The sequence below is a fragment of the Methylosinus sp. RM1 genome (genome assembly GCF_011378635.1).
GTDB lineage: Bacteria > Pseudomonadota > Alphaproteobacteria > Rhizobiales > Beijerinckiaceae > Methylosinus > Methylosinus sporium.
This window is the reverse complement of sequence record NZ_WOVC01000012.1, coordinates 49982-72612: the sequence shown is the minus strand read 5'-3', so window position 1 is coordinate 72612 and position 22631 is coordinate 49982. Positions and strand designations below refer to the sequence as shown.

Annotated in this window: 21 protein-coding genes and 1 tRNA gene; 14 read left to right on the top strand and 8 right to left on the bottom strand. The window is 64.8% G+C overall.

Annotation, left to right across the window (positions count from 1 at the left end):
• Positions 1-24 precede the first annotated feature (24 nt).
• A complete protein-coding gene (locus tag FMZ75_RS10720) occupies positions 25-1530 on the top strand; it encodes an AAA family ATPase (RefSeq protein WP_166142728.1) in 1506 nt (501 codons plus the stop codon).
• A gap of 10 nt (positions 1531-1540) precedes the next feature.
• Here FMZ75_RS10720 and FMZ75_RS10715 read toward each other — a convergent pair whose 3' ends face one another.
• From FMZ75_RS10715 to FMZ75_RS10705, 3 genes are read right to left on the bottom strand one after another with little or no spacing between them, the layout of a single operon-like run.
• Positions 1541-1921, bottom strand: coding sequence for an acyl carrier protein (locus FMZ75_RS10715; protein ID WP_166142726.1), 381 nt, complete (start codon positions 1919-1921; stop codon positions 1541-1543).
• Positions 1918-2901, bottom strand: a complete 984-nt coding sequence (locus tag FMZ75_RS10710; protein ID WP_166142779.1) for a zinc-dependent alcohol dehydrogenase family protein — start codon at positions 2899-2901, stop codon at positions 1918-1920. The genes FMZ75_RS10715 and FMZ75_RS10710 overlap by 4 nt, the downstream gene beginning before the upstream one ends.
• Before the next feature lie 5 nt (positions 2902-2906).
• Positions 2907-3383 carry a GNAT family N-acetyltransferase gene (locus FMZ75_RS10705; RefSeq protein ID WP_166142723.1) on the bottom strand — a complete coding sequence of 159 codons (477 nt, stop codon included), beginning with the start codon at positions 3381-3383 and terminating at the stop codon, positions 2907-2909.
• Between FMZ75_RS10705 and FMZ75_RS10700 the strand changes: the two genes are divergently transcribed.
• The gene (locus tag FMZ75_RS10700) at positions 3382-4359 is read left to right on the top strand and encodes a polysaccharide deacetylase (RefSeq protein ID WP_166142721.1); all 978 of its coding nucleotides are present in this window, start codon (positions 3382-3384) and stop codon (positions 4357-4359) included. The genes FMZ75_RS10705 and FMZ75_RS10700 overlap by 2 nt on opposite strands.
• A 16-nt stretch (positions 4360-4375) precedes the next feature.
• Here the strand turns inward: FMZ75_RS10700 and FMZ75_RS10695 are convergent, their stop codons facing one another.
• On the bottom strand, positions 4376-4675 hold the full coding sequence (locus tag FMZ75_RS10695; RefSeq protein WP_166142719.1) for a type II toxin-antitoxin system RelE/ParE family toxin: 300 nt from the start codon (positions 4673-4675) through the stop codon (positions 4376-4378).
• A gap of 6 nt (positions 4676-4681) precedes the next feature.
• Positions 4682-4942 carry a type II toxin-antitoxin system ParD family antitoxin gene (locus FMZ75_RS10690; RefSeq protein WP_166142717.1) on the bottom strand — a complete coding sequence of 87 codons (261 nt, stop codon included), beginning with the start codon at positions 4940-4942 and terminating at the stop codon, positions 4682-4684.
• Positions 4943-5238: 296 nt separating this feature from the next.
• On the opposite strand from FMZ75_RS10690, the gene secA reads away from it, so the two are divergent.
• The 10 genes from secA (at position 5239) to FMZ75_RS10640 (ending at position 18114) form a co-directional block, all read left to right on the top strand.
• Positions 5239-8064 (top strand): preprotein translocase subunit SecA, encoded by a 2826-nt coding sequence (gene secA, locus FMZ75_RS10685; protein WP_166142715.1) that lies wholly within the window; start codon positions 5239-5241, stop codon positions 8062-8064.
• A 97-nt stretch (positions 8065-8161) separates the two neighbouring features.
• Positions 8162-9382 carry a 6-phosphofructokinase gene (locus FMZ75_RS10680; protein WP_142864039.1) on the top strand — a complete coding sequence of 407 codons (1221 nt, stop codon included), beginning with the start codon at positions 8162-8164 and terminating at the stop codon, positions 9380-9382.
• Positions 9383-9705: 323 nt separating this feature from the next.
• Positions 9706-10971, top strand: a complete 1266-nt coding sequence (clpX, locus tag FMZ75_RS10675; RefSeq protein ID WP_018266556.1) for an ATP-dependent Clp protease ATP-binding subunit ClpX — start codon at positions 9706-9708, stop codon at positions 10969-10971.
• Positions 10972-11260: 289 nt separating this feature from the next.
• Positions 11261-13687: an endopeptidase La gene (lon, locus tag FMZ75_RS10670; protein WP_166142713.1), complete on the top strand. Its 2427-nt coding sequence runs from the start codon at positions 11261-11263 to the stop codon at positions 13685-13687.
• 285 nt (positions 13688-13972) lie between these two features.
• On the top strand, positions 13973-14257 hold the full coding sequence (locus tag FMZ75_RS10665) for an HU family DNA-binding protein (protein ID WP_108917602.1): 285 nt from the start codon (positions 13973-13975) through the stop codon (positions 14255-14257).
• Positions 14258-14443: 186 nt separating this feature from the next.
• Positions 14444-14519 (top strand) — tRNA-Val (locus tag FMZ75_RS10660).
• Positions 14520-14635: 116 nt separating this feature from the next.
• Positions 14636-15292 carry a hypothetical protein gene (locus tag FMZ75_RS10655; RefSeq protein ID WP_108917603.1) on the top strand — a complete coding sequence of 219 codons (657 nt, stop codon included), beginning with the start codon at positions 14636-14638 and terminating at the stop codon, positions 15290-15292.
• A 61-nt stretch (positions 15293-15353) separates the two neighbouring features.
• Positions 15354-16889 (top strand): acyl-CoA carboxylase subunit beta, encoded by a 1536-nt coding sequence (locus tag FMZ75_RS10650; RefSeq protein ID WP_108917604.1) that lies wholly within the window; start codon positions 15354-15356, stop codon positions 16887-16889.
• 473 nt (positions 16890-17362) lie between these two features.
• Positions 17363-17713, top strand: coding sequence for a RidA family protein (locus tag FMZ75_RS10645; protein ID WP_024880932.1), 351 nt, complete (start codon positions 17363-17365; stop codon positions 17711-17713).
• Positions 17714-17820: 107 nt separating this feature from the next.
• Positions 17821-18114, top strand: a complete 294-nt coding sequence (locus FMZ75_RS10640) for a hypothetical protein (RefSeq protein WP_166142711.1) — start codon at positions 17821-17823, stop codon at positions 18112-18114.
• Between the two features lie 38 nt (positions 18115-18152).
• Here the strand turns inward: FMZ75_RS10640 and FMZ75_RS10635 are convergent, their stop codons facing one another.
• The gene (locus FMZ75_RS10635) at positions 18153-18935 is read right to left on the bottom strand and encodes a molybdopterin-synthase adenylyltransferase MoeB (RefSeq protein WP_166142709.1); all 783 of its coding nucleotides are present in this window, start codon (positions 18933-18935) and stop codon (positions 18153-18155) included.
• Positions 18936-19024: 89 nt separating this feature from the next.
• Between FMZ75_RS10635 and FMZ75_RS10630 the strand changes: the two genes are divergently transcribed.
• Both FMZ75_RS10630 and FMZ75_RS10625 read left to right on the top strand, forming a co-directional pair.
• Positions 19025-19624, top strand: a complete 600-nt coding sequence (locus tag FMZ75_RS10630; RefSeq protein WP_166142707.1) for a nucleotidyltransferase family protein — start codon at positions 19025-19027, stop codon at positions 19622-19624.
• Between the two features lie 96 nt (positions 19625-19720).
• Positions 19721-20605, top strand: a complete 885-nt coding sequence (locus tag FMZ75_RS10625) for an RES family NAD+ phosphorylase (protein ID WP_166142705.1) — start codon at positions 19721-19723, stop codon at positions 20603-20605.
• On the opposite strand, the gene FMZ75_RS10620 is transcribed toward FMZ75_RS10625, so the two are convergent.
• Positions 20555-21646, bottom strand: a complete 1092-nt coding sequence (locus tag FMZ75_RS10620; RefSeq protein ID WP_166142703.1) for a glycosyltransferase family 1 protein — start codon at positions 21644-21646, stop codon at positions 20555-20557. The genes FMZ75_RS10625 and FMZ75_RS10620 overlap by 51 nt on opposite strands.
• Positions 21646-22491: a UDP-2,3-diacylglucosamine diphosphatase gene (locus FMZ75_RS10615; RefSeq protein WP_108917609.1), complete on the bottom strand. Its 846-nt coding sequence runs from the start codon at positions 22489-22491 to the stop codon at positions 21646-21648. The genes FMZ75_RS10620 and FMZ75_RS10615 overlap by 1 nt, the downstream gene beginning before the upstream one ends.
• Between the last annotated feature and the right edge of the window lie 140 nt (positions 22492-22631).

Genomic DNA, 22631 nt, shown 5'->3' with positions numbered 1-22631 from the left:
CAAGGATTTTGGAGGCGTCATCGCATGACATTCGGCGCGCAGGACGAGACCGTCCGCTTTCTCATGGCGCGGGGCGAAGACGCGCAGACGATCGTCACGCACATCTCGATCGTCGTGCTGACGAAGGAGCGTGTCTATAAGCTCAAGCGCGATGTCGTCTTTCCCTATCTCGATTTCCATACGCCGCAGATTCGCCTCGCAATGTGCGAGCGCGAATATGCGCTCAACCGCCGCACGGCGCCGCAGCTCTATCTCGCCGTGCGCCGCATCACCCGCGGGAACGATGGCGCTCTCTCATTCGACGGCGACGGCGCGCTCATCGACGCTGTCGTCGAGATGCGGCGCTTCGAGGAAGAAAATCTCCTCGATAATCTCGCCGTCGCCGGCCGTCTCTCTGCGCCGCTCGTCGAGCGTCTCGCCGAGCGCATCGCGCTGTTCCACGATGGCGCGGAAGTGATCGAAGGGCGCGGCGGCGCTTTGGTCATGGCCTCGCTGCTCGATCTCGGCGAGGCGAGCTCGCTCGCCAAATCGGCCGTCGTCTCGGCGCAGGAGCGCCGTGCGCTCGACGATGAGCTGCGCGCGGCGGCGCAGACGCATGGCGCGCTGCTCGATCGCAGGCGCGACGCCGGCAAGGTGCGGCGTTGTCATGGCGATCTCACGCTACGCAACATCTGCCTCGTCGACGGCGAGCCGACGCCATTCGATTGCATCGAATTCTCCGACGAGCTGGCGACGATCGATGTGCTCTACGACCTGGCTTTTCTGCTGATGGATCTGCGCCGGCGCGGGCTGGAGGCGCTCGCCGCTTTCGCGCTCAATCGCTATCTGGATCATCGCGACGAGGCGGAGGGGTTGCCGCTGCTGCCCTTCTTCATGGCGCTGCGCGCCGCGATCCGCGCCGATGTCGCTGCCGCGCGCGCGCTGGACGCGGACGCAGATCACGCCGCGCTGAATATGGAGACGCGCGATTATTTCGATCTCGCTCGCGCGCTGCTGTGGCCCGCGACGCCACGCATCGTCGCGATCGGCGGGCTCAGCGGCTCCGGCAAGTCCAGCGTCGCGGCGGCGCTGGCTCCGCTCGTCGGCGCGGCGCCCGGCGCGCGAACGCTCAACAGCGATCGATTGCGCAAGAAGCTGTTCGGCGTCGCGCCCACATCGCCGCTGCCGCAGGAGGCCTATACGGCGGCGGTCTCCGCTAAGGTCTATGAGGCGATGCAGAATGAGGCGTTGCGCGTCGCCTCTTTCGGCTGGTGCGTCATCGTCGACGCCGTTTATGCGCGCGAGAGCGAGCGTGATGCGCTCGAGGAGGCGGCGCGGCGCGCGGGCGTTCCTTTTGCTGGCTTTTGGCTAGAGGCGGATGGGCCGCTTCGCGTGTCCCGCGTCGGCGCGCGCAAGGGCGATGTATCGGATGCGACGCAGGAGATCGCCGCGCGGCAGCGCAATTATGATCTCGGCGAGATGCGATGGACGTGTGTCGATGCTTCCGAAGGGGTGGAGACGATCGCTCGCCGCATTGCGGCGCTGCTTTGAGCGGAAGGCCTCATCGTGGCGGCGTCCATTTTCCGGCCATCGCCCAGTCCGTGACGTCTCGAATGCGCACGCCGCCGGTTCGGTCCTGCAGCGCCTGGCCGAAAATGAGTCGCGTGAAAATCGATTTGAGCAGTCTGAGAAGCAATAGCGGCGGCTGCCACGGCCAGAAGCCTTCCGAGCCGAAGCGCTCGGGGAGATCGCTCCCGGAAAAATCAATCGGGTAGAGCTTCGTAATTTCGCGGAACAAGTCATCTGCGTCGTCTCCGGCGACGCCGAGATCGAACACGAGGTCGGTGTCGGGGCCGATATCCTCCTCGCGACAGCTGGTCTCTCGGCTCACAACGGCGATGATCCGACGTTGCGCCTCGGCTCTATTCCAAGGAGCGCTCATGGAATCAGCACCGCCGCGCCTTGCAGACGTCCGTCGCGCAAATCCGCGAGCGCTTCATTGGCCGCAGTCAGCGGATAGCGCGCGACATGCGTGTCGATTCCGACCTGCGGCGCGAGCGCCAGAAATTCGCGCGCGTCCTCGCGCGTGAGATTGGCGACCGAGACGAGCCGGCGCTCCTCCCACAGCAGAGCATAGGGAAATGAGGGAATGTCGCTCATGTGAATGCCGCCGCAGACGACGGTCCCACCCTTGCGCACAGCGGCGAGCGCGCGCGGAACCAGCGCGCCGACGGGCGCGAAGATGATCGCGGCGTCGAGCTTCTCCGGCGGCGCCTCGTCGGAGCCGCCGGCCCAGACGGCGCCGAGCGAGAGCGCGAAATCGCGCGCCGCGGCGTCGCCTGGCCGCACGAAGGCGAAGATGCGCCGTCCTCGCGCGATCGCGACTTGCGCGACGATATGCGCCGCGGCGCCGAAACCGTAAATGCCGATGTCGCGCGCGTCGCCCGCCATCTTCAGCGAGCGCCAGCCGATGAGCCCGGCGCAGAGCAGCGGCGCCAGAGCCGCCGCATCGCCATCGGACGGCAGCGGGAAGCAATAGGAAGCGTCGGCGACCGTATGCGTGGCGTAGCCGCCGTCGCGCGTGTAGCCGGTGAAGAGCGGATCGTCGCAGAGATTCTCGCGGCCGCTGGAGCAATAGGGGCAGCAGCCGCAAGTGTGGCCGAGCCAGGGGACGCCGACTCGCTCTCCAACTGCGAAATCCGTGACGCCGGCGCTGATCGCCGCCACGCGGCCGACGATCTCATGGCCGGGGACGATCGGCAGCTTCGGATGCTCGAGCTCGCCATCGACGACATGGAGATCGGTGCGGCAGACGCCGCAGGCCTCGACAGCGAGCAGCAATTCGCCGGGGCCGGGGCTGGGCAGGGGACGGCGCTCTGCTTCCAGCGGCGTTTTCGGCCGCCGCAGGACCATGGCGGTCATTTCCGTCATGCGTCGGCGATCCGCTTGGAGAAGAACATGCGGCTATGGCCGGGCGGGAAATCGGCGATCTCGCCGAAGCGCGTGAAGCCGAAGCGCTCATAGAGCGCCGCAGCGCGCGGATCGAAACTGTCGATATAGAGGCCGAGGCAGGCCCGCGTGCGGGCCTCTCCCTCCGCGCGGCGCAGCAGAGCGGTTCCGAGGCCCATGCCCCGACGCTCCGGCGCGACCCATAAATGCCTTATATAGAGCCAGCGCCAGTGGGAGACGCCGTTGAGCCCGCCGATCAGCGCGCCCTTCTCGTCATGGGCGATGGTGGAGAAGGGCGCCTCGTCGCGGGGGCGGAATCTCGCGGCGATCTCGCCGCCGAGCGCCGCCGCGACGGCCGGGCTCTCGCGCGCGAGATCGTGGAAGACGACGGCGAGCGTCTCCGCGGCCGGGGGTGTTTCGGCTAGCGCTTTGTCGGGAGGAGCTTTTTCGATCATGGACCATCTCCCGCAAAGGCGCGCCGCGGCTTTATTCTGGGCGCTCGCCGTTCTTCTCGCAATCGTCCCGTCGGCTCGGGGACGGGAGGCGGCGCGCCGTCTCGTGGATTATCGGCCTGTCTTTCTCGAATGCCATGGGCCGGCGGGCGAGAAGCGCCTCGCCATTCGCCGCATGAGGCTCGACGGCGAGACGGTCGCGCTGACGGTGGATCCGGCGACGCTGGAGACGAGTCTCGAGGCGGAGAGCGTCTGGCGCTGCCGGGAGACGACAGAGGCGGAGCAGAAGGACACGCGCTTTTTGCGCGCCTTGCGGCCGCGGCCGGGCGATCCAGACGAGCCGCGACTCGCCGCCGCAGGCCGCAGCCTGTCGATCAGCGCGGGGCTCGGCCATGGGGCGGGGGAGGGCTCTTTTCTCACCGGCGACCTCTGCCCGAGCCGGCGGCCGCTCGACCGCGACTTTCTGCGCCGCTTGGCCGAGCTCGCCCCCGGCGCGCCGGTCGCGCTGTCGGTGTCGGGGCTATGGATCGAGCGCCATGGGGCGGATTTCGACTGGCTGATGGCCGAGGCGGCGAGCGGGACGCTGCGAATCGACTGGGTCGGCCATTCCTACAGCCACCCTTATGTTCCCCGCCTCGCGGATGGGCAAAATTATCTGCTGCGGCGGGGCGTCGATCTCGACGCGGAGATTTTCCGGGTGGAGCGGATGCTGATCGAGCGCGGCGCGACTCCTTCCGTGTTTTTCCGCTTCCCCGGCCTCGTCGCCGATGCGCGGCTGATGGAGGAGCTGCGTCGCCGCCATCTGATCGCGCTCGGCGCGGACGCCTGGCTGGTGCTGTCGCCACCGCCGCGGGACGGCTCCATCGTGCTGGTGCATCCCAATGGCAATGAGCCGGCCGGGCTGCGGCTGTTCTCGAGACTATTGGAGCAGGGCCGGCTGCCGCAGCCGTTCCGGCGGATCGAGGAGGCGCCGGAGTGACGGATCAGCGATCCCGTCACCCTTCGGGAAACAAAAGCGGCTCATAATCCATGGCGCCGTGCAGCACATGGACCACCTCGACGGTCTCTAGCCCGATCCGGTAGAAGATCAGATAGTTGCCATGCACTCGGCGGCGGATTCCGGCGTGCTCGAAGCGTGGCGCGAGGGGAAATCGCTTCGGCATGTCGCCGAGGCCCTCGCATTTCTCCCGCAGCTCCCGCAGGAATGAGACAGCCCTATCGGGGCTTTCCTCGGCAATATGCTCGCCGATCCGCTCGATGTCGGCCTCCGCACGAGCGGTAATGACGACGATCATCGGCCGTCAGCTTCGACGCTCGGCCTTGGCCCTGAACTTGGCCTCCAGCCGGTCGAAGACTGCGCTCGCGGGCTCGACGCGCCCAGCCTCCGCATCGGCAATGCCGCGGGCGATCGCGAGGTCCAGCGCGGCGAGGCGGGCTTCGCGCTCCTGGATGAGGCGCACCCCTTCCCGCAGAACCTCGCTCTTTGAATTGTAGCGGCCGGACGCCACCAGCTCGGCGACGAACGTCTCCAGCTGGCTTCCCAAGTCCGCGCTGATGGCCATGACATCACCCTTCGAGACATCACCCTTGGACGTCGCAAGTCGGTTAGAGAAGTTATGTCATGCGCCGATAACTGTTATCAAGCGAATCCGACGCCGCCGAGCCGGCCTTCCCCTTACATTGACAAGGGTTCGGCGGCCTCTTATCTCTCGCCCGTCGTCGCGCCACAGCCGTGAGCGCGAGCGCGCGGCCGCGCCCGCCGACCTTTCGAAAAGAAATTGGCAAATCGAAAGGAACATGTGCGAAAAGGCGGCCTCCGCCGGCTCATCGCCGGAGGCTCATCTAGAAAGGTTTGCGCATGCTCGGCGCTCTCGCCAAGAAGATTTTCGGCTCGGCCAACGACCGCCGGCTCAAGACCTATCAGCCGAAGGTCAAGGCGATCAACGCTTTGGAGCCCGAGCTCGCTGCTTTGTCCGACGAGGCGCTGCGTGGGCGCACCGAAGAGTTCCGCGAACAGCTCGCGAACGGCGCGCGACTCGATGACCTGCTCGTCCCGGCCTTCGCCACCGTCCGCGAGGCGGCCAAGCGCGTGCTCGGCCAGAGGCATTTCGATGTGCAGCTGATCGGCGGCATGGTCCTGCACGAGGGCGCCATCGCCGAGATGCGCACCGGCGAGGGCAAGACGCTGGTGGCGACGCTCGCGGTTTATCTCAATGCTCTGGCCGGCCGCGGCGTTCATGTCGTCACCGTCAACGACTATCTCGCCCGCCGCGACGCCGAATGGATGGGCCGGGTCTATCGCTTCCTCGGCCTCAGCGTCGGCGTCATCGTCCATGATATTTCGGACGAGGAGCGCGCCGACGCCTACGCCAGCGACATCACCTATGGCACCAATAACGAGTTCGGCTTCGACTATCTGCGCGACAATATGAAATATGAGCTGGCGCAAATGGTGCAGCGCCCGCATGTCTACGCCATCGTCGACGAAGTGGATTCGATCCTCATCGACGAGGCGCGCACGCCGCTCATCATTTCCGGCCATTCCGACGACAAATCCGATCTCTACAACGCCATCGACAGACTGATCCCCAAGCTCGACAAGGAAGATTACGAGCTCGACGAGAAGCAGCGCACCGTCAATCTGACGGAGGCCGGCAATGAGCATATGGAGGAGCTGCTGGCCGAGGCCGGCGTGCTCGCCGACGGCGCGCTCTACGAGGCGCAGAACGTCACGCTCGTTCACCATGTCAATCAGGGCTTGCGCGCGCACAAGCTGTTCCAGCGCGACAAGGATTACATCGTCCGCAAGGGCGAGGTCGTCATCATCGACGAGTTCACCGGCCGCATGATGCCGGGCCGGCGCTATTCGGAAGGGCTGCATCAGGCGCTCGAGGCCAAGGAGCGGCAGACGGTCCAGCCGGAGAACGTCACCCTCGCCTCCATCACCTTCCAGAATTATTTCCGCCTCTATGAGAAGCTCGCCGGCATGACCGGCACGGCCTCGACGGAAGCCGACGAATTCGCCGAGATCTACAAGCTCGACGTGATCGAAATCCCGACCAACCGCCCGGTGCAGCGCATCGACGAGGACGACGAGGTCTATCGCACCGGCCGCGAGAAGCTCGACGCCATCGCGAGCGAGATCGAGGCGGCGAACGCCAAGATGCAGCCGCTGCTCGTCGGCACGACGTCGATCGAGAAGTCCGAGCAGCTCGCCGAATTCCTGCTCTCCAAGGGCTATAAGCAGATCGACTTCTCCGAGCCGACAAAGGCGCTCGCCAAGCTCTATGAGGCGGCGCGCAGCGGCCAGCCGTCGCGGCAGTTCGCCGTGCTCAACGCGCGCTTCCACGAGCAGGAAGCCTATATCGTCGCCGAGGCCGGCGTGCCGGGCGCGATCACCATCGCCACCAACATGGCCGGCCGCGGCACCGACATTCAGCTCGGCGGCAACATAGAAATGCGCGTCGCGCAGGAATGCGCCGGGCTCGAGGGCGCCGCCCGCGAGGCGAAGGAGGCCGAGATTCGCGCGGAGATCGCCGAATTCAAGGAGAAGGCGCTCGCCGCCGGCGGCCTCTACATCATCGGCACGGAGCGTCACGAGAGCCGCCGCATCGACAATCAGCTGCGCGGCCGCTCGGGCCGTCAGGGCGATCCCGGCCGCTCGAAATTCTTCCTGTCGCTGCAGGATGATCTCATGCGCATCTTCGGCTCCGAGCGCATGGAGTCGATGCTGGTGAAGCTCGGCCTGCAGGAGGGCGAGGCGATCGTCCATCCCTGGATCAACAAGGCGCTCGAAAAAGCGCAGCACAAGGTCGAGGCGCGCAACTTCGACATCCGCAAGAACATTCTCAAGTTCGACAATGTCATGAACGACCAGCGCAAGGTGATCTTCGAGCGCCGGCGCGAGATCATGGCGGAGGAGAGCGTCGCGGAGGCGGTGAACGAGATGCGCGAGGATGTCGTCGCCGAGCTCGTCGCCAAGCATATTCCGCATGACGCCTATGCCGAGGCCTGGGACGCCGAGGGCCTCGCCGAGGCGGCGCGCGCGCAGCTCAATCTCGATCTGCCGATCGAGGATTGGGCGAAGGAAGAAGGCATAGCCGACGAGGAGATCAAGGAGCGCCTGCTCGCCGCGGCGAACCAGTCCTACGCCGAGCGCGTCGAGCGCAACACCGAGCAGCTCTCGCGCATGATCGAGAAGCAGGTGGTGCTGCAGGCGCTCGATCATTTGTGGCGCGACCATCTCGTCGTGCTCGATCATCTCCGCCAGGTGATCGGCTGGCGCGGCATGGCGCAGCGCGATCCGCTCAACGAATACAAGTCCGAGGCGCTGGAGCTGTTCCGCAGCCTGATGACGCATTGGGACGAGACCGTCACTTCGCAGCTGATGCGGGTCGAGGTCTCCTTCGAGGCGCCGCCGGCTCTGGTCGAATTGCCGCCCATGGAATATGTCCATCCAGATCCGAACGCCGCCGGCGGCGGCGAGAGCGCGCTCGCCGAGCTCAACGCCCGGCTCGCGGCCGCCGATTTCTCGTCGTCGGCGATGGTCGGCGGCGCGGTGGCGGAGGCCGATGCCGTGCGCGATCCCGCCAATCCCGCGACATGGGGCAAGGTCGGCCGCAACGAGGCCTGCCCCTGCGGCTCGGGCAAGAAGTTCAAGCACTGCCACGGCGCATTGGTGTGAAGAGAGGCAGGGGGCAATAGGCAGTCGGCAGTCGGACGAACGACCGCTCCACCGCCGCCCGATCGCCCACTGCTATTGCCTTTCCATAGGAGCCCTCGTGTCGAAGATCGATTTCTCCAAGGTCCTCATCGCGCAAGGCGGCGGACCGACCGCCGTCATCAATCAGTCTCTCGTCGGCGCCGTGCTGGAGTCGCGCAAGTTCCGCACGGTCGAGCGCGTCTATGGCGCCTATCATGGCGTGCGCGGAATCGTGAATGAGGATTTCGTCGATCTGACGCAGGAGACGACGCATAATCTCGAGATGGTCGCCTGCACGCCCTCCTCGGCGCTGGGCTCGACGCGCGACAAGCCCGATCTCAAATATTGCCACGAGATCTTCGAGGTGCTGCGCGCGCATGAGATCGGCTGCTTCTTCTACATAGGCGGCAATGACAGCTCCGACACGGTGCGCATCGTCTCCGAGGAAGCCATCAAGGCCGATTATCCGCTGCGCGTCGTGCATATTCCGAAGACGATCGACAATGATCTGATGATCAATGATCACACGCCGGGCTTTCCCTCGGCGGCGCGCTGGGTGGCGCAGGCCTTCGCCGGAGCCAATCTCGACAATTGGGCGCTGCCCGGCGTCTATATCGCCGTGGTCATGGGCCGCCATGCGGGCTTTCTCACCGCGGCTTCCGCGCTCGGCAAGAAATTCCCCGATGACGGGCCGCATCTCATCTATGTTCCCGAGCGCGTCTTCGACACGGAGCGTTTCCTCGCCGACGTCAAAGCGACGATGGACAAATATGGGCGCTGCGTCGTGGCGGTCTCGGAGGGAATCTCCGATGAGAACCACACGCCGATCGCGGTCAAGCTCGCCGAGCAGGTGGAGAAGGACGCGCATGGCAATGTGCATCTGGGCGGCGGCGCTCTCGCCGATATGCTGACCGAGCTCGTCAAGACGAAGCTCGGCTTGAAGCGCGTGCGCGCCGACACTTTCGGCTATGTGCAGCGCAGCTTCGTCGGCTGCGTCTCCGATGTGGATCAGCGCGAGGCGCGCGAGGTCGGCGAGAAGGCGGTGCAGTTCGCGCTCTGGGGCGATCGCGACGGCTCCGTGACGATACACCGCACGGGATTCTACTCTGTGGATTATCGGCTCACGCCGCTCTTGGAGGTCGCCGGCAAGACCAAGGTGATGCCGGCCGAGTTTCTGACCGCGGATGGCACGGATGTCACTGACGCCTTCCGGCTTTATCTGCGTCCTCTGCTCGGCTCGGGAATGCCGGATGCGTACAGGCTCCGCTTGAATCCTGTCGCCAAAAAACTGAGAACGTAACGTCTCAAGACTGTCGCACCTTCGGCGACGCCCTGGGTCAAGAGCTTGATTTCCAGGGAATTTACTCTTTAGAAGGGGGAGGCGCCGAGAAAAAGCGCAGGCCCTCTTCCCAAGGCGCGATTCTTGCTTGATTTATATGCGGGCGTCGTGGTTGCATTGCGGGCCGGGACTTATAGACTGGCATCCGCGGTAGACGCCGGAGGCTGGGGGACGGGGGAGAGCGGCGGGCCAGAGCCTGTTTGCACCTTTTGTTAGGCCCTCGCTGATATCGAGTGAGGTTGGTTCGATTCGCCACAGCGGGCCGATCGGTCAGGAGACGAGACATGAGCAAGGTCGGCAGCAGCGATTCGAAGAACACGCTCTACTGCTCATTTTGTGGCAAGAGCCAGCATGAGGTGCGCAAGCTCATCGCCGGTCCGACGGTTTTCATCTGCGACGAATGCGTCGAGCTCTGCATGGACATCATCCGCGAGGAGAACAAGTCCATCGTCAAGCAGCGCGACGGCATTCCGACGCCGCGCGAGATCTGCAAGGTCCTCGACGATTATGTGATCGGCCAGGCGCAGGCCAAGCGAGTGCTCTCGGTCGCCGTGCACAATCACTACAAGCGTCTCAATCACGCCGCCAAGCATGGCGACGTCGAGCTGGCGAAATCTAATATTCTGCTGATCGGTCCGACCGGCGTCGGCAAGACGATGCTGGCGCAGACGCTGGCGCGCATCCTCGACGTGCCCTTCACAATGGCCGACGCGACGACGCTCACCGAGGCGGGCTATGTCGGCGAGGATGTCGAGAATATCATCCTCAAGCTGCTGCAGGCCTCCGACTACAATGTCGAGCGCGCGCAGCGCGGCATCGTCTATGTCGACGAGATCGACAAGATCTCGCGCAAATCCGACAATCCGTCGATCACGCGCGATGTGTCGGGCGAGGGCGTGCAGCAGGCGCTGCTGAAGATCATGGAAGGCACCATCGCCTCCGTGCCGCCGCAGGGCGGGCGCAAGCATCCGCAGCAGGAGTTCCTGCAGGTCGACACGACCAACATTCTCTTCATCTGCGGCGGCGCCTTCGCCGGCCTCGAGAAGATCATCTCCTCGCGCGGCCGCGGCACCTCCATCGGCTTCGGCGCCAATGTGCAGGCGCCGGACGAGCGCCGCACCGGCGACATCTTCCGCCATGTGCAGCCCGAGGATCTGCTGAAGTTCGGCCTCATCCCGGAATTCGTCGGCCGTCTGCCGGTGATCGCGACGCTCGAGGATCTCGACGAGGAGGCGCTGAAGCGCATCCTCACCGAGCCGAAGAATGCGCTGGTCAAGCAGTATCAGCGGCTGTTCGAGATGGAGAGCACCGAGCTCACCTTCCAGGACGAGGCGCTCTCTTCCGTCGCCCGCAAGGCGATCGAGCGTCACACCGGCGCGCGCGGCCTTCGCTCCATCATGGAAGGCATTCTGCTCGACACCATGTTCGAGCTGCCGGGCCTCGAGGGCGTCGAGCAGGTCGTCATCGGCCCCGAGGTCGTCGAAGGCAAGGCGCGTCCGCTCTACATTTACGCAGAGCGTAACGAGAAGAGCGGCGGCGCGAGCGCCTGACGCTTTTTTGGGCGGGAGAGCGCGATCTTTTTCGCAGTTCCCGCCCAACCTGCTACATGCGTCTGATTTTTCAGTATCTTGAATCGTTCTGCCGCTAGGCCCATTTGTTGCGTAATCGCCTTCGACGCCGTTCGTGCGTGAGCGGGTCTCTCGAGAAGGCGGATTTCCGCCGGATTGTCGGGCCTGGAACTTGCAAGCGTCCCTTTAACGTCAGAAGCGTCCCTTTGCGTCAGAGCGTCGCCTCGCCCCGCTTCCCCCGCGGGGAGCGAAACGGAACAGGAAAAAAGATATGACGAACGAAAAGCGCAATTCCATCGTTCCCGGCGCAATCGAGAGTTATCCGGTTCTGCCGCTGCGCGACATAGTGGTCTTTCCGCATATGATCGTTCCGCTCTTCGTCGCACGCGACAAGTCGATCCGCGCGCTGGAAGAGGTGACGAAGTCCGAGCGGCTCATTCTGCTCGCGACGCAGAAGAATGCGGGCGACGACGATCCGGCTCCCGACGCGATCTATTCCATCGGCACGCTCGCTTCCGTGCTTCAGCTGCTGAAGCTGCCCGACGGCACTGTCAAAGTGCTGGTGGAAGGCGTCGGCCGCGCCAAGGTGCGCAACTACACCCGCGTCGATGAATATCACGAGGCCGACGCCGAGGCGCTCGGCGACGAGATCGATCAGCCCGTCGAGGTGGAGGCGCTCGGCCGCTCCGTCATCGCCGAGTTCGACTCTTATGTGAAGCTCAACAAGAAGGTCTCGCCGGAGATCGCCGCTGCGGTCACGCAGATCGACGATTTCTCCAAGCTCGCCGACACGGTGGCCTCGCATCTCTCGGTGAAGATCGCCGAGAAGCAGGATGTGCTGGAGACGATCGCCGTCGCCAAGCGCCTGGAGAAATGCCTCGCGCTGATGGAGAGCGAGATCTCCGTGCTGCAGGTGGAGAAGCGCATCCGCACACGCGTCAAGCGCCAGATGGAGAAGACGCAGCGCGAGTATTATCTCAACGAGCAGATGAAGGCGATCCAGAAGGAGCTGGGCGACGAGGACGGCAAGGACGATCTCGCCGAGCTCGAGGAGCGCATCAAGAACACCAAGCTCTCCAAGGAGGCGCGCGACAAGGCCGTCGCCGAGTTCAAGAAGCTGCGTCAAATGTCGCCCATGTCCGCGGAAGCGACGGTGGTGCGCAATTATCTCGACTGGCTGCTGGCGCTGCCCTGGGGCAAGAAGTCCAAGATCAAGCGCGATCTCGAGGCGGCGCAGAGCGTGCTCGACGCCGATCACTTCGGCCTCGAGAAGGTCAAGGAGCGCATTCTCGAATATCTCGCCGTGCAGAGCCGCGCCAATAAGCTGACCGGCCCGATCCTGTGCCTCGTCGGTCCGCCCGGCGTCGGCAAGACCTCGCTCGGCAAGTCGATCGCCAAGGCCACGGGCCGCGAATTCGTGCGCATGTCGCTCGGCGGCGTGCGCGACGAGGCGGAGATTCGCGGCCATCGCCGCACCTATATCGGCTCCATGCCCGGCAAGATCATCCAGTCGATGCGCAAGGCGAAGACGTCCAACCCGCTCTTCCTGCTCGACGAGATCGACAAGATGGGCATGGACTTCCGCGGCGATCCGTCGTCCGCCCTGCTCGAAGTGCTCGATCCGGAGCAGAACGCGACTTTCGCGGATCACTATCTCGAGGTCGATTACGATCTGTCCAATGTCATGTTCGTGACGACGTCGAACACGTTGAACATCCCTGCGCCTCTGATGGACCGCATGGAGCTCATCCGCATCGCCGGCTATACGGAAGACGAGAAGGCCGAGATCGCGCGCAAGCATCTCATTCCGAATGCTGTGAAGAAGCACGGCCTCGCCGCCGACGAATGGTCGATCGACGATGAGGCGCTGCTGACGCTGGTGCGCCGCTACACGCGGGAAGCCGGCGTGCGCAATCTCGAGCGCGAGATCTCCAATCTCGCCCGCAAGGCGGTGAAGGAAATTCTGCTCTCCAAGGAGAAGGGCAAGAAGGTCTTTGTCACCAACGACAACATCACCGACTATCTCGGCGTGCATAAGTTCCGCTACGGCGAGGCGGAGCTCGAGGATCAGGTGGGCGTCGTCACCGGCCTCGCCGTCACCGGCGTCGGCGGCGAGCTGCTGACGATCGAGGGCGTGATGATGCCGGGCAAGGGCAAGATGACCGTCACCGGCAATCTGCAGGATGTGATGAAGGAGTCGATCTCCGCCGCCGCATCTTACGTGCGCTCCCGCGCCGTCGATTTCGGCATAGAGCCGCCGCTGTTCGATCGCCGCGACATCCATGTGCATGTGCCGGAAGGCGCGACGCCCAAGGACGGCCCCTCGGCCGGCACGGCGATGGCGACGACGATCGTCTCGATCCTCACCGGCATTCCGGTGCGCCGCGACATCGCCATGACCGGCGAGATCACGCTCCGCGGACGCGTGCTGCCGATCGGCGGGTTGAAGGAGAAGCTGCTGGCGGCGCTGCGCGGCGGCCTCAAGAAGGTGCTGATCCCGGAAGAGAACGCCAAGGATCTGGCCGATATTCCGGACTCGGTGAAGAATGGTCTCGAGGTCGTGCCGGTCTCGCGAATGGACGAGGTGCTCACTCATGCGCTCGTGCGTCAGCCGACGCCGATCGTCTGGGAGGAGCCCGCGGCTCAGATCGCCAAGACAGTCGTCGAGGACGACGCGGCCGGCGTGCGCGCCCACTGAAGGCTCCGGCCCCTTCGCCTGCGGCTTTGCCGCGGGGGAGGGGCCGCCCGGCCTCGCGCCAGTCCGCGCAACGCCCCGGTTTCCGCCCCTTTCCAGTGCATCTTGCCCTCAGGCGCCCGGAATTCCAAGGATTCCGGCGTCGCGCTTTCTTCTAACCCTTGCTTTTACTGAGATTCAAGCACATCACTCCACTGTGCCGGGTCCGAGCGATTCGACGCCGCTCGATTTTCGGCGCTCAGCCCATGTCGACGACCGGCTCCCGGCGGAAGCAGGAGGGATGAGACCATGGTCAATAAATTGGAACTGGTCGAGCATGTCGCCGAGGCGACCGAAACGTCGAAGGCCGCCGCCGCCGCCGCCCTCGATGCGGTGATCGACGGCATCACCCTGGCTCTCAAGAAGGGCGAAGAGGTGCGTCTCGTCGGTTTCGGCACTTTCTCGGTCAAAAAGCGCGCGGAGGGCAAGGGCCGTAATCCCGCGACCGGCGAAGAGATCACGATTCCCGCTTCCACGAGCGCCCGCTTCAAGCCCGGCGCCACGCTCAAAGCCGAGCTCAACAAGACCAAATAGCCGAAAGCGCAAATCGGCCGAGCAGGCAGGCCCCGCCGCCGCTCGCCCCTTTCGACTGGAATTCGGGCTCGCCGCCGGGGCGCGACCGTCGCCGGCGGCATTGTCGTCTCTCGCCTCGCGCGACGCGTCTTGCGCGGAGGGGGCGCCCTCCCCTAAAACATGCGGCGTCGATCCTGGTCGGCGCGCGGGCGGTTAGCTCAGTCGGTAGAGCGTCTCGTTTACACCGAGAGGGTCGGCGGTTCGAGCCCGTCACCGCCCACCATGCCGCGTTTTCGGGAGAGGCCCGCGCGAGCGGCAGAGCATTCGGCCGCCGGCGAAGGGCGGCGACAAAGGGCGGCGAATGGCCGCTTCGGGGATCGAGGACGCAGCGCCGACAGCATGAGCCGTAATTTCGTCCTTCTCCTCGTCTCGGCCGCGCTGAGCGCGGCGGCTTCGGCCAAGGCCGAGGAGATGTCCTTCCGTCTCGCGACGACGGCGAACGATCATTGCGCCGAGCATTGCCCGCGCGTCATCGTGGCGGAGGGCGAGATCGTCGAGGACACGGCCGACGCTTTCGTCGGCTTTCTGCGCGAGCAGGGGCGCGAGACCGAGCTGCGCAGCATCGTGCTGCTGGATTCGCCCGGCGGCCGCGTGGTCGCCTCCATGCAGCTCGGGCAGGCGCTGCGCCGGCTCGGCATGGCGGTGATCGTCGCGCGCGTCGAGCCGGAGAGCGGCGCGCTCGTTTCCGGGCGCTGCTATTCCGCTTGCGTCTATGCGCTGATGGGCGGCCGCAAGCGGGTGATTCCGCGCCAGAGCCGGGTCGGCGTGCATCGCATGTTCAATTATGTCGACGGCGTCGATCCGAGGAGCGGCGAGACGCTGCGCGAGCGCCGCTACGACGATGGCGGAATGCGCCGCACTCTGGCCCGCTACAGCGCCTCCATGGGCGTGAGCCAGGATCTGATCGCGCTGGCCGAGCGCACCTCGCCCGATCGCGTCCATCTTCTTTCCGCCGCCGAGATCGCCCGCTGGCGTCTCGGCTCGCCAAAGCTGTAAAAGAGCCGCCGAGCGGGGAACTCCTCGGCGCATCCACTCAACCGGCAGGATTGGTCGTTCCATGAAACATATCATCGATGGTCTCGAGCAGCGGCGCGATTCGGCGCGTCTCGGCGGCGGCGTCAAGCGCATCGACGCGCAACATGCGCGCGGCAAGCTCACGGCGCGCGAGCGCATCGATCTGCTGCTCGATCACGGCTCTTTCGAGGAGTTCGACATGTTCGTCGAGCACCGCTGCGCCGATTTCGGCATGGACAAGGGCGAGAAAATTTCCGGCGACGGCGTCGTCACCGGCTGGGGCACGGTCAATGGCCGCGCGGTCTTCGTCTTCGCCAAGGATTTCACCGTCTTCGGCGGCTCTCTCTCGGAGACCCACGCGCAGAAGATCACCAAGCTGCAGGATATGGCGCTGAAGAACAGGGCGCCGATCATCGGCCTGTTCGACGCCGGCGGCGCGCGCATTCAGGAGGGCGTCGCGGCGCTCGGGGGCTATGGCGAGGTGTTCCAGCGCAATGTGATGGCCTCGGGCGTCATTCCGCAGATTTCCGTCATCATGGGCCCCTGCGCCGGCGGCGACGTCTATTCGCCGGCCATGACCGACTTCATCTTCATGGTGCGCGACACGAGCTATATGTTCGTCACCGGCCCGGATGTGGTGAAGACCGTCACCAATGAAACGGTGACGGCCGAGGAGCTGGGCGGCGCCTCTGTGCACACCACCAAGAGCTCCATCGCCGACAAGGCCTATGACAATGACGTCGAGGCGCTGCTGCAGATGCGCAGGCTCATCGACTTCCTGCCCTCCTCCAATAAGGAGGAGCCGCCGGAATGGCCGAGCTTCGACGAGGCGGAGCGCCTGGACGCCTCGCTCGACACTCTGGTCCCCGACAATCCGAACAAGCCCTATGACATCAAAGAGCTGATCACGAAGATCGCCGATGAGGGCGATTTCTTCGAGATTCAGGAGACGCACGCCAAGAACATCGTCGTCGGCTTCGGCCGCATCGAGGGCCGCACGGTCGGCTTCGTCGCCAATCAGCCCATGGTGCTGGCCGGCGTGCTCGATATCGACGCTTCGAAGAAGGCGGCGCGCTTCGTGCGTTTCTGCGATTGTTTCAATATTCCGATCGTCACTTTCGTCGACGTTCCGGGCTTCTTGCCCGGCACGGCGCAGGAATATGGCGGCCTCATCAAGCATGGCGCCAAGCTGCTCTTCGCCTATGCCGAGGCCACTGTGCCGAAAGTGACGCTCATCACGCGCAAGGCCTTCGGCGGCGCCTATGACGTCATGGCCTCCAAGCATTTGCGCGGCGATGTGAACTACGCCTGGCCCTCGGCGCAGATCGCCGTCATGGGCGCAAAGGGCGCGGTCGAGATCATCTTCCGCGCCGATATCGGCGACGCCGAGAAGATCGCCCAGCGCACCAAGGAATATGAGGATCGCTTCCTGTCGCCCTTCGTCGCCGCCGAGCGCGGCTATATCGACGAGGTGATCATGCCGAGCGCCACGCGCAAGCGCATCGCCCGCGCGCTCGCCCTGCTGCGCCACAAAGAATTGGAAAATCCCTGGAAGAAGCACGACAATATCCCGCTCTGACCCATCCTTTCGGATAGGTCAGCGCGCCGGCTCCCCGGGTGGGCCGGCGCGCCTTTCCGCTCGAGCGGAGAACAGCCTGCCCCGAAGTCGGGCGCCCGCCGCACAATTTCATTCCAGCGGCGGGCTTTTTCAGATGACAAAGCATTCGGCCTGTCATAATGTCCCTTTCGCCGAGCTGGCTAAAAACATTTGAACGCAGAAAGCGTTCGACAATCGCTGGCTGAGGTCCAAGTCGGGGAGGACGCCGGAACTCTGCACGTCTCGCGAGACGCTCCATACTATTCTCGCGGATGGCGCCTATCGACGAGTCCGGTCAAAGGACGGGTACCAAAGAGTGGGGAGAGGCAAGGGCCGTCCCCGCTCTTTGTGTATGTAGAGGCGCGATAGAGCTTTTCATTCGATAGATAGCTACTGCCTATAAAGCGCGGCGCCCTCCGCCTGCGGCTCCACTCGCAACCTTCGGAGAAACGGAAATGTCCATCAAGCGGATCGGCGCCGGCGCGCGCATGAGCAAGGCCGTCGTGCATGGCGGCGTGATCTATACGGCGGGCCAGGTGGCCGAGGCGGCGAAGGGCGGCGCGGTCGCCGATCAGACGCGTGAGATTCTCGGCCTCATCGACACGATTCTGCAGGAGGCCGGCAGCGAGAAGGCGAAGATTCTCTCGGCGACCATCTATCTCGCCGACATCGCCACTTTCGCCGAGATGAACTCGGTTTGGGACGTCTGGGTCGACAAGAGCAATCCGCCGGCTCGCGCCACTGTCGAGGCGAAGCTCGTCACGCCCGATTACAAGGTCGAGATCGCCGTCATCGCGGCGCTGTGAGGCCGGTTGACGATTCTGGGCGCGTTTGTCGCGCTCGGCAGAAAATTTGGCTCCGGGCGGTCTATCGATACGCCCGGGGTAAACTTTGACGACATGCCGAGGAATAGATGAAAATTATAATAGGGGAGCCGATCCCATTTTTCTCGAATGGTGACGAGGACAGTTTCTTTTATTGGCTCAAATCCATCGACGCAGTGCAGGGTTTTGTCGGCTGTCCAAGTGGACTCGAAATTACATTGACGGATCCGGTCGATGAACACAGTTTACGCGAGTTGATCGGGCTGGCGACCCGCTACGGGCTGGATATGAAGTGGCTGCGACAATTTCGCAATGACGCCAACAAATTGTGGTTCGATGATGAAACCACTTACTGGCACAAATCCGTGTTTGGTTCGAACTGAGCGTTCGAGGCGCGTTGACCGAAAGGTCGAGATCGCCGTCATCGCGGCGCTGTGAGGCCGGTCAGCGGATTGTCCGGATCATAGGCGTAGCGCAGGGTCTCGAAGCGCATGGAGCGGGCGTCCATCAGCAGCAGGCGCCCGACCAGCCCCTCGCCGAAGCCGACGATCTCGCGGATGATTTCCAGCGCCATCATCGCGCCGACGATTCCGGTGAGCGCGCCGAGCACGCCGGCCTCCTCGCAGCTCGGCACGGCGCCCGGCGGCGGCGCGGCGGGGAAGAGACAGCGATAGGTCGGATTGGGCTTGCCCGCAGCGTCGCTCTCGAAGGGGCGCAGCGTCGTCAGCGAGGCGTCGAAGCCGCCGACCGCCGCCGTGACGAGCGGCTTTTTTTCGTAGAAGCACGCGTCCGAGACGAGATAGCGCGTCGAGAAGTTATCGGAGCCGTCGGCGACGATGTCGTAGTCCGCGATCAATGTTCGCGCATTATGCTCGGTGAGGCGCAGCGCATGGGGCTCGACATGCACATGCGGGTTGAGCCGATGGATGGCGTCCTTGGCGCTGTCGACCTTCAGCCGTCCGACCGCGGTGGTATGGTGGATCACCTGCCGCTGCAGATTGGACAGCGAGACCTCGTCGTCATCGACAATGCCCAGGACGCCGATGCCCGCCGCCGCGAGATATTGCAGCAGCGGCGCGCCGAGCCCGCCCGCGCCGACGACGAGCACGCGCGCCTTCTTCAGCCGCTGCTGGCCCGGCCCCCCGACCTCGCGCAGAACGATATGGCGGGCGTAGCGCTCGATTTCTTCGGCCGAGAGGCTCATGTCGTTTTTCCTGCGCCGAAGCTCACGCGGCGGCCGCGTTCGTCGTAATATTTAGCAGCTTCGCGGCGAGCGCGAAATCGGAGGAGAAGATGACGCGGCCTCCCCTAGACCCCCCGGCGCCAGAGGCGCAGGAGCGTCTCGCTACGGCGATCCAGAGCAATCCGCACAATGCCGTCATCCTGGAGCGTCTGCCGACCCTTCGGCTCGCCGACGTCTGGCTCGTCGCCGGCTGCCTGTTCCAGACGGTTTGGAATCTCGACTGCGGCCGGCCGGCGACGCAGGACATATTCGATTACGACATTTTCTATTTCGACGACGATCTCTCCTATGATGCGGAGGATCGCGTCATTCGCCGCGCTCGCGCGCTCTTCGCCGATCTTCCGATTCGCGTCGATTTGAAGAATCAGGCGCGCGTGCATCTTTGGTATGGCGAGCGCTTCGGTCCGGGCTATCCGCAGCTGCGCAGCAGCGCCGATGGCGTCGATCGTTTTCTCATCGAATGCACGCGTGTCGCCGCGCGCCGTGTGGACGGCGCGCTGGAGCTCTATGCGCCGGCGCGTCTCGACGATCTCTTCGCGGGCGTGCTGCGCCCCAATCCGCTCAATCTGCGGCCGGAGCTGTTCGCGGCGAAAGCCGCGAGCCTTCGCGCGCGCTGGCCCTTTCTCACCATCGCCGAAACAGACGCGTGATCCGCGCGGAAGCGTTTTCGCGCTTGCATAAAACGACGTCGCAGACTTTCCTTGAACAGGCGCTGATTCGGGCGCTTTGTCCCGCAAGGACCGTCTATGACTCTACCGGCCCCGCCCACCGGACTCTATCCCGAAGACTATGAGAGAATCGAAGCCGCGGTGATGGAGACCGTGCGCGGCCGCTGGTTCCTGCTCGAATATGCGCGCCGCCAGCGCGTCGAGGAGACCGAGCGGCTGGTGCTGGCGGTGGATCGGCTGGAGCGCGCCGCCGCGCGCGTGGAGGAGCAGGAGGCCGCTTCCGATTGGCGCCTGCCGCGCCGTCTTGTCGAGCGGGCGCAGGAATTCGCGCGCACGCTGCGCGCCAGCGGCGTCGAGGAGAAGCTCTGCGCGCAGGCCGATGCGCTGGTCGAGCAATTTTCCAAATTGCTCGATGCGCCTGCGGCGGAGCCGGAAGAAGCGCCGCGCGCGATCGTCGAGGCCGCGGCGATCGAGATCGTCGACGAGCCGCGTGAAATCCTCGAGGAGCGCGTCGAGTTCGAGACTTTGGCGGAGGCCGAGATCATCGAGCCCGAGCCGATCGACGCCCAGCCGATCTCGGTCGAATCCTTCGAGGCGGAAGCAGTCGTCGGCGAGTCGATCGAGATCGAGGCCGTCGTTTTCGAGCCGGAGCCTGTCGCCTTCGAGCCCGAGGTCGTGCAGATCGAGGAGCCGCCGCAGGCGATAGAGATCGCCGAATCTGCCGCCTTCGCCGAGCTGGCGTCCAATCAGATCGTGTTCGAGGAATTGGTCGCTCGCGCGATTCGGCCGGAGGAGACCGCGCCGCTCGAGCTCGATGCGCCCAAATTCGGTTCGTCCGAGATCAGCCTTTCGAAACTCGCTCCGCCGAAGGCCGAGCCGGCGGGACCGGTCGATCCGCGCCTCGTCGCGCTGTCACGGCTCGATCATCTCTCCCTGCACGAAAAGCTTCGGCTGTTTGGCTGACGAGGCCTTGCCGGCGGCCGCCTGAGCCGCCGCCTCGACGCCGTTCTGATGCGCGAGCGCGACATTGCCGAGAAACTGCTGCGCGCTCGCCTCCCAGGTGAAGGTCAGCGCATGGGCGCGTGCAATGGCCCGCGGAATCTCCGTCGCCGCGAGGCAGGCCGCCTGCAAATCTTCGCTGAGAACGCCGGCGCCGCTCGCGCCGACGACATCGAGCGGCCCCGCCACCGGAAAGGCGGCGACCGGCAGGCCGCAGGCCATGGCCTCCAGCAGCACCATTCCGAAAGTGTCGGTGCGGCTCGGAAAAACGAACACGTCCGAGCTCGCGTAGAGCGTGGCCAGCTCGGCGCTGGTCTGCACGCCGAGGAAACGCGCTTGCGGATAGGCCGCCTCGAGCGCGGCGCGCGCCGGTCCGTCGCCGGCCAGAAGCTTCGTGCCGGGGAGATCGAGCGCGAGAAAGGCCTCGATATTCTTCTCCACCGCGAGCCGGCCGGCATAGAGATAGATCGGCCGCGGCAAGCCGAGGTCGACGGCCTTCTCCGGATGAAAGAGCTGATGGTCGACGCCGCGCGACCAGCGCATCAGCCGGCGGAATCCCCGCGCGGAAAGCTCCTGCGCCAGCGTCTGCGTCGAGACCATCGTCCCCGCGCCGCTATTGTGAAAGCGGCGCAGCAGCGCATAGGTCACGCCGACAGGAAAGCGCGTGCGGGCGTGAATATATTCGGGAAAGCGCGTGTGATAGCTCGTGGTGAAGCGCCGGCCCTGGCGCAGGCAGCAGGCGCGCGTCGCCAGCCCCACGGGCCCTTCCGTGGCGATGTGGACGTGATCATAGCCCTGGGCCAGCCGTTTCGCCGCCGCCCCGGCCGTGGCGAAGGCGAGCTGAATTTCCGGATAGGTCGGCATTGGGATGGAGGAGAAGTCCTGCGGGGTCAGGAAATCGATCGATGCGCCGAGCGCGCTCGCCGCGCTCGCCATCGCCTCCAGGGAACGCACGACGCCGTTGACTTGCGGACGCCAGGCGTCCGTCGCGATCAATATCCGCATCAGGCGGCGGCCCTCGCCTGCGGCAGGGCCGGCGGCTGCTGGGCGGCTGCGGCCTCGGCGGCCGCCTGCTCCTTGGCGGTCTTGCGCCAATAGAGAATCTCGAAGCGGCCGTCCGGATGCTCGGCGATCGCGGTGCAGCTCTCGACGAAATCGCCGGTGTTCACATAGAGCATTCCCTCTATGTGGCGGATCGTCGCGTGATGGATATGACCGCAGACGACGCCGTCGACGCCGCGCCGCGCCGCTTCCGCCGCCAGAGTCTGCTCGAAATCGCCGATGAAGTTCACGGCGTTCTTCACCTTCAGCTTGGCCCAGGCGGAGAAGGACCAATAATCGACGCCGAACAGGCGGCGCACACGATTGGCCCAGGTGTTGGCGAAGAGCGCGGCCTCATAGGCCCAGTCGCCGAGAAAGGCGAGCCAGCGCGCGTGACGCACGACGATGTCGAACTGATCGCCGTGGATGACGAGCATTTTCTTGCCGTCGGCGGTCTCGTGAATGTCGGTGTCCGCGACCTCGACGCCGCCGAACTCCATGCCCGTATAGTCGCGGGCGAATTCGTCGTGATTGCCGGGCACATAGACGACGCGCGCGCCTTTGCGCGCCTTGCGCAGCAGCTTCTGCACGACGTCATTGTGCGCCTGCGGCCAATACCAGCCGCCCTTCAGCCGCCAGCCATCGACGATATCGCCGACGAGATAGATGGTGTCGGCGTCGTGATGCTTCAGAAAGTCGAGCAGAAGCTCGGCTTGAAGCCCTCGCGTGCCGAGATGGAGATCCGACAGGAACAATGTCCTGAAGCGCTTGGCGCTCTGCGAATCGGCCAATGAATCGTTTGCGGTCATTTCGACGCGCTCGCCTCTTTTTGTGCCGCAGCGTCTCCTTCCCACCAGATTCTTGTTGCGTAACGATGACACCGGCCGAGGCGCGAATGGCGAAGGCGAATTTCCCGTTCGATATTTCGAACGAATTCGAGTACTAGCCG

Excerpts from the sequence above, each read along its gene's own strand:
- clpX (WP_018266556.1), top strand. The coding sequence starts at position 9,706 with ATGAGCAAGGTCGGCAGCAGCGATTCGAAGAACACGCTCTACTGCTCA.
- FMZ75_RS10705 (WP_166142723.1), bottom strand. The coding sequence starts at position 3,383 with ATGATCGAAAAAGCTCCTCCCGACAAAGCGCTAGCCGAAACACCCCCG.
- FMZ75_RS10650 (WP_108917604.1), top strand. The coding sequence starts at position 15,354 with ATGAAACATATCATCGATGGTCTCGAGCAGCGGCGCGATTCGGCGCGT.
- FMZ75_RS10620 (WP_166142703.1), bottom strand. The coding sequence starts at position 21,646 with ATGCGGATATTGATCGCGACGGACGCCTGGCGTCCGCAAGTCAACGGC.
- secA (WP_166142715.1), top strand. The coding sequence starts at position 5,239 with ATGCTCGGCGCTCTCGCCAAGAAGATTTTCGGCTCGGCCAACGACCGC.
- FMZ75_RS10615 (WP_108917609.1), bottom strand. The coding sequence starts at position 22,491 with ATGACCGCAAACGATTCATTGGCCGATTCGCAGAGCGCCAAGCGCTTC.
- FMZ75_RS10690 (WP_166142717.1), bottom strand. The coding sequence starts at position 4,942 with ATGGCCATCAGCGCGGACTTGGGAAGCCAGCTGGAGACGTTCGTCGCC.
- FMZ75_RS10640 (WP_166142711.1), top strand. The coding sequence starts at position 17,821 with ATGAAAATTATAATAGGGGAGCCGATCCCATTTTTCTCGAATGGTGAC.
- FMZ75_RS10715 (WP_166142726.1), bottom strand. The coding sequence starts at position 1,921 with ATGAGCGCTCCTTGGAATAGAGCCGAGGCGCAACGTCGGATCATCGCC.
- FMZ75_RS10665 (WP_108917602.1), top strand. The coding sequence starts at position 13,973 with ATGGTCAATAAATTGGAACTGGTCGAGCATGTCGCCGAGGCGACCGAA.
- FMZ75_RS10625 (WP_166142705.1), top strand. The coding sequence starts at position 19,721 with ATGACTCTACCGGCCCCGCCCACCGGACTCTATCCCGAAGACTATGAG.
- FMZ75_RS10710 (WP_166142779.1), bottom strand. The coding sequence starts at position 2,901 with ATGACCGCCATGGTCCTGCGGCGGCCGAAAACGCCGCTGGAAGCAGAG.
- FMZ75_RS10655 (WP_108917603.1), top strand. The coding sequence starts at position 14,636 with ATGAGCCGTAATTTCGTCCTTCTCCTCGTCTCGGCCGCGCTGAGCGCG.
- FMZ75_RS10700 (WP_166142721.1), top strand. The coding sequence starts at position 3,382 with ATGGACCATCTCCCGCAAAGGCGCGCCGCGGCTTTATTCTGGGCGCTC.
- FMZ75_RS10630 (WP_166142707.1), top strand. The coding sequence starts at position 19,025 with ATGACGCGGCCTCCCCTAGACCCCCCGGCGCCAGAGGCGCAGGAGCGT.
- FMZ75_RS10695 (WP_166142719.1), bottom strand. The coding sequence starts at position 4,675 with ATGATCGTCGTCATTACCGCTCGTGCGGAGGCCGACATCGAGCGGATC.
- FMZ75_RS10635 (WP_166142709.1), bottom strand. The coding sequence starts at position 18,935 with ATGAGCCTCTCGGCCGAAGAAATCGAGCGCTACGCCCGCCATATCGTT.
- FMZ75_RS10720 (WP_166142728.1), top strand. The coding sequence starts at position 25 with ATGACATTCGGCGCGCAGGACGAGACCGTCCGCTTTCTCATGGCGCGG.
- FMZ75_RS10645 (WP_024880932.1), top strand. The coding sequence starts at position 17,363 with ATGTCCATCAAGCGGATCGGCGCCGGCGCGCGCATGAGCAAGGCCGTC.
- lon (WP_166142713.1), top strand. The coding sequence starts at position 11,261 with ATGACGAACGAAAAGCGCAATTCCATCGTTCCCGGCGCAATCGAGAGT.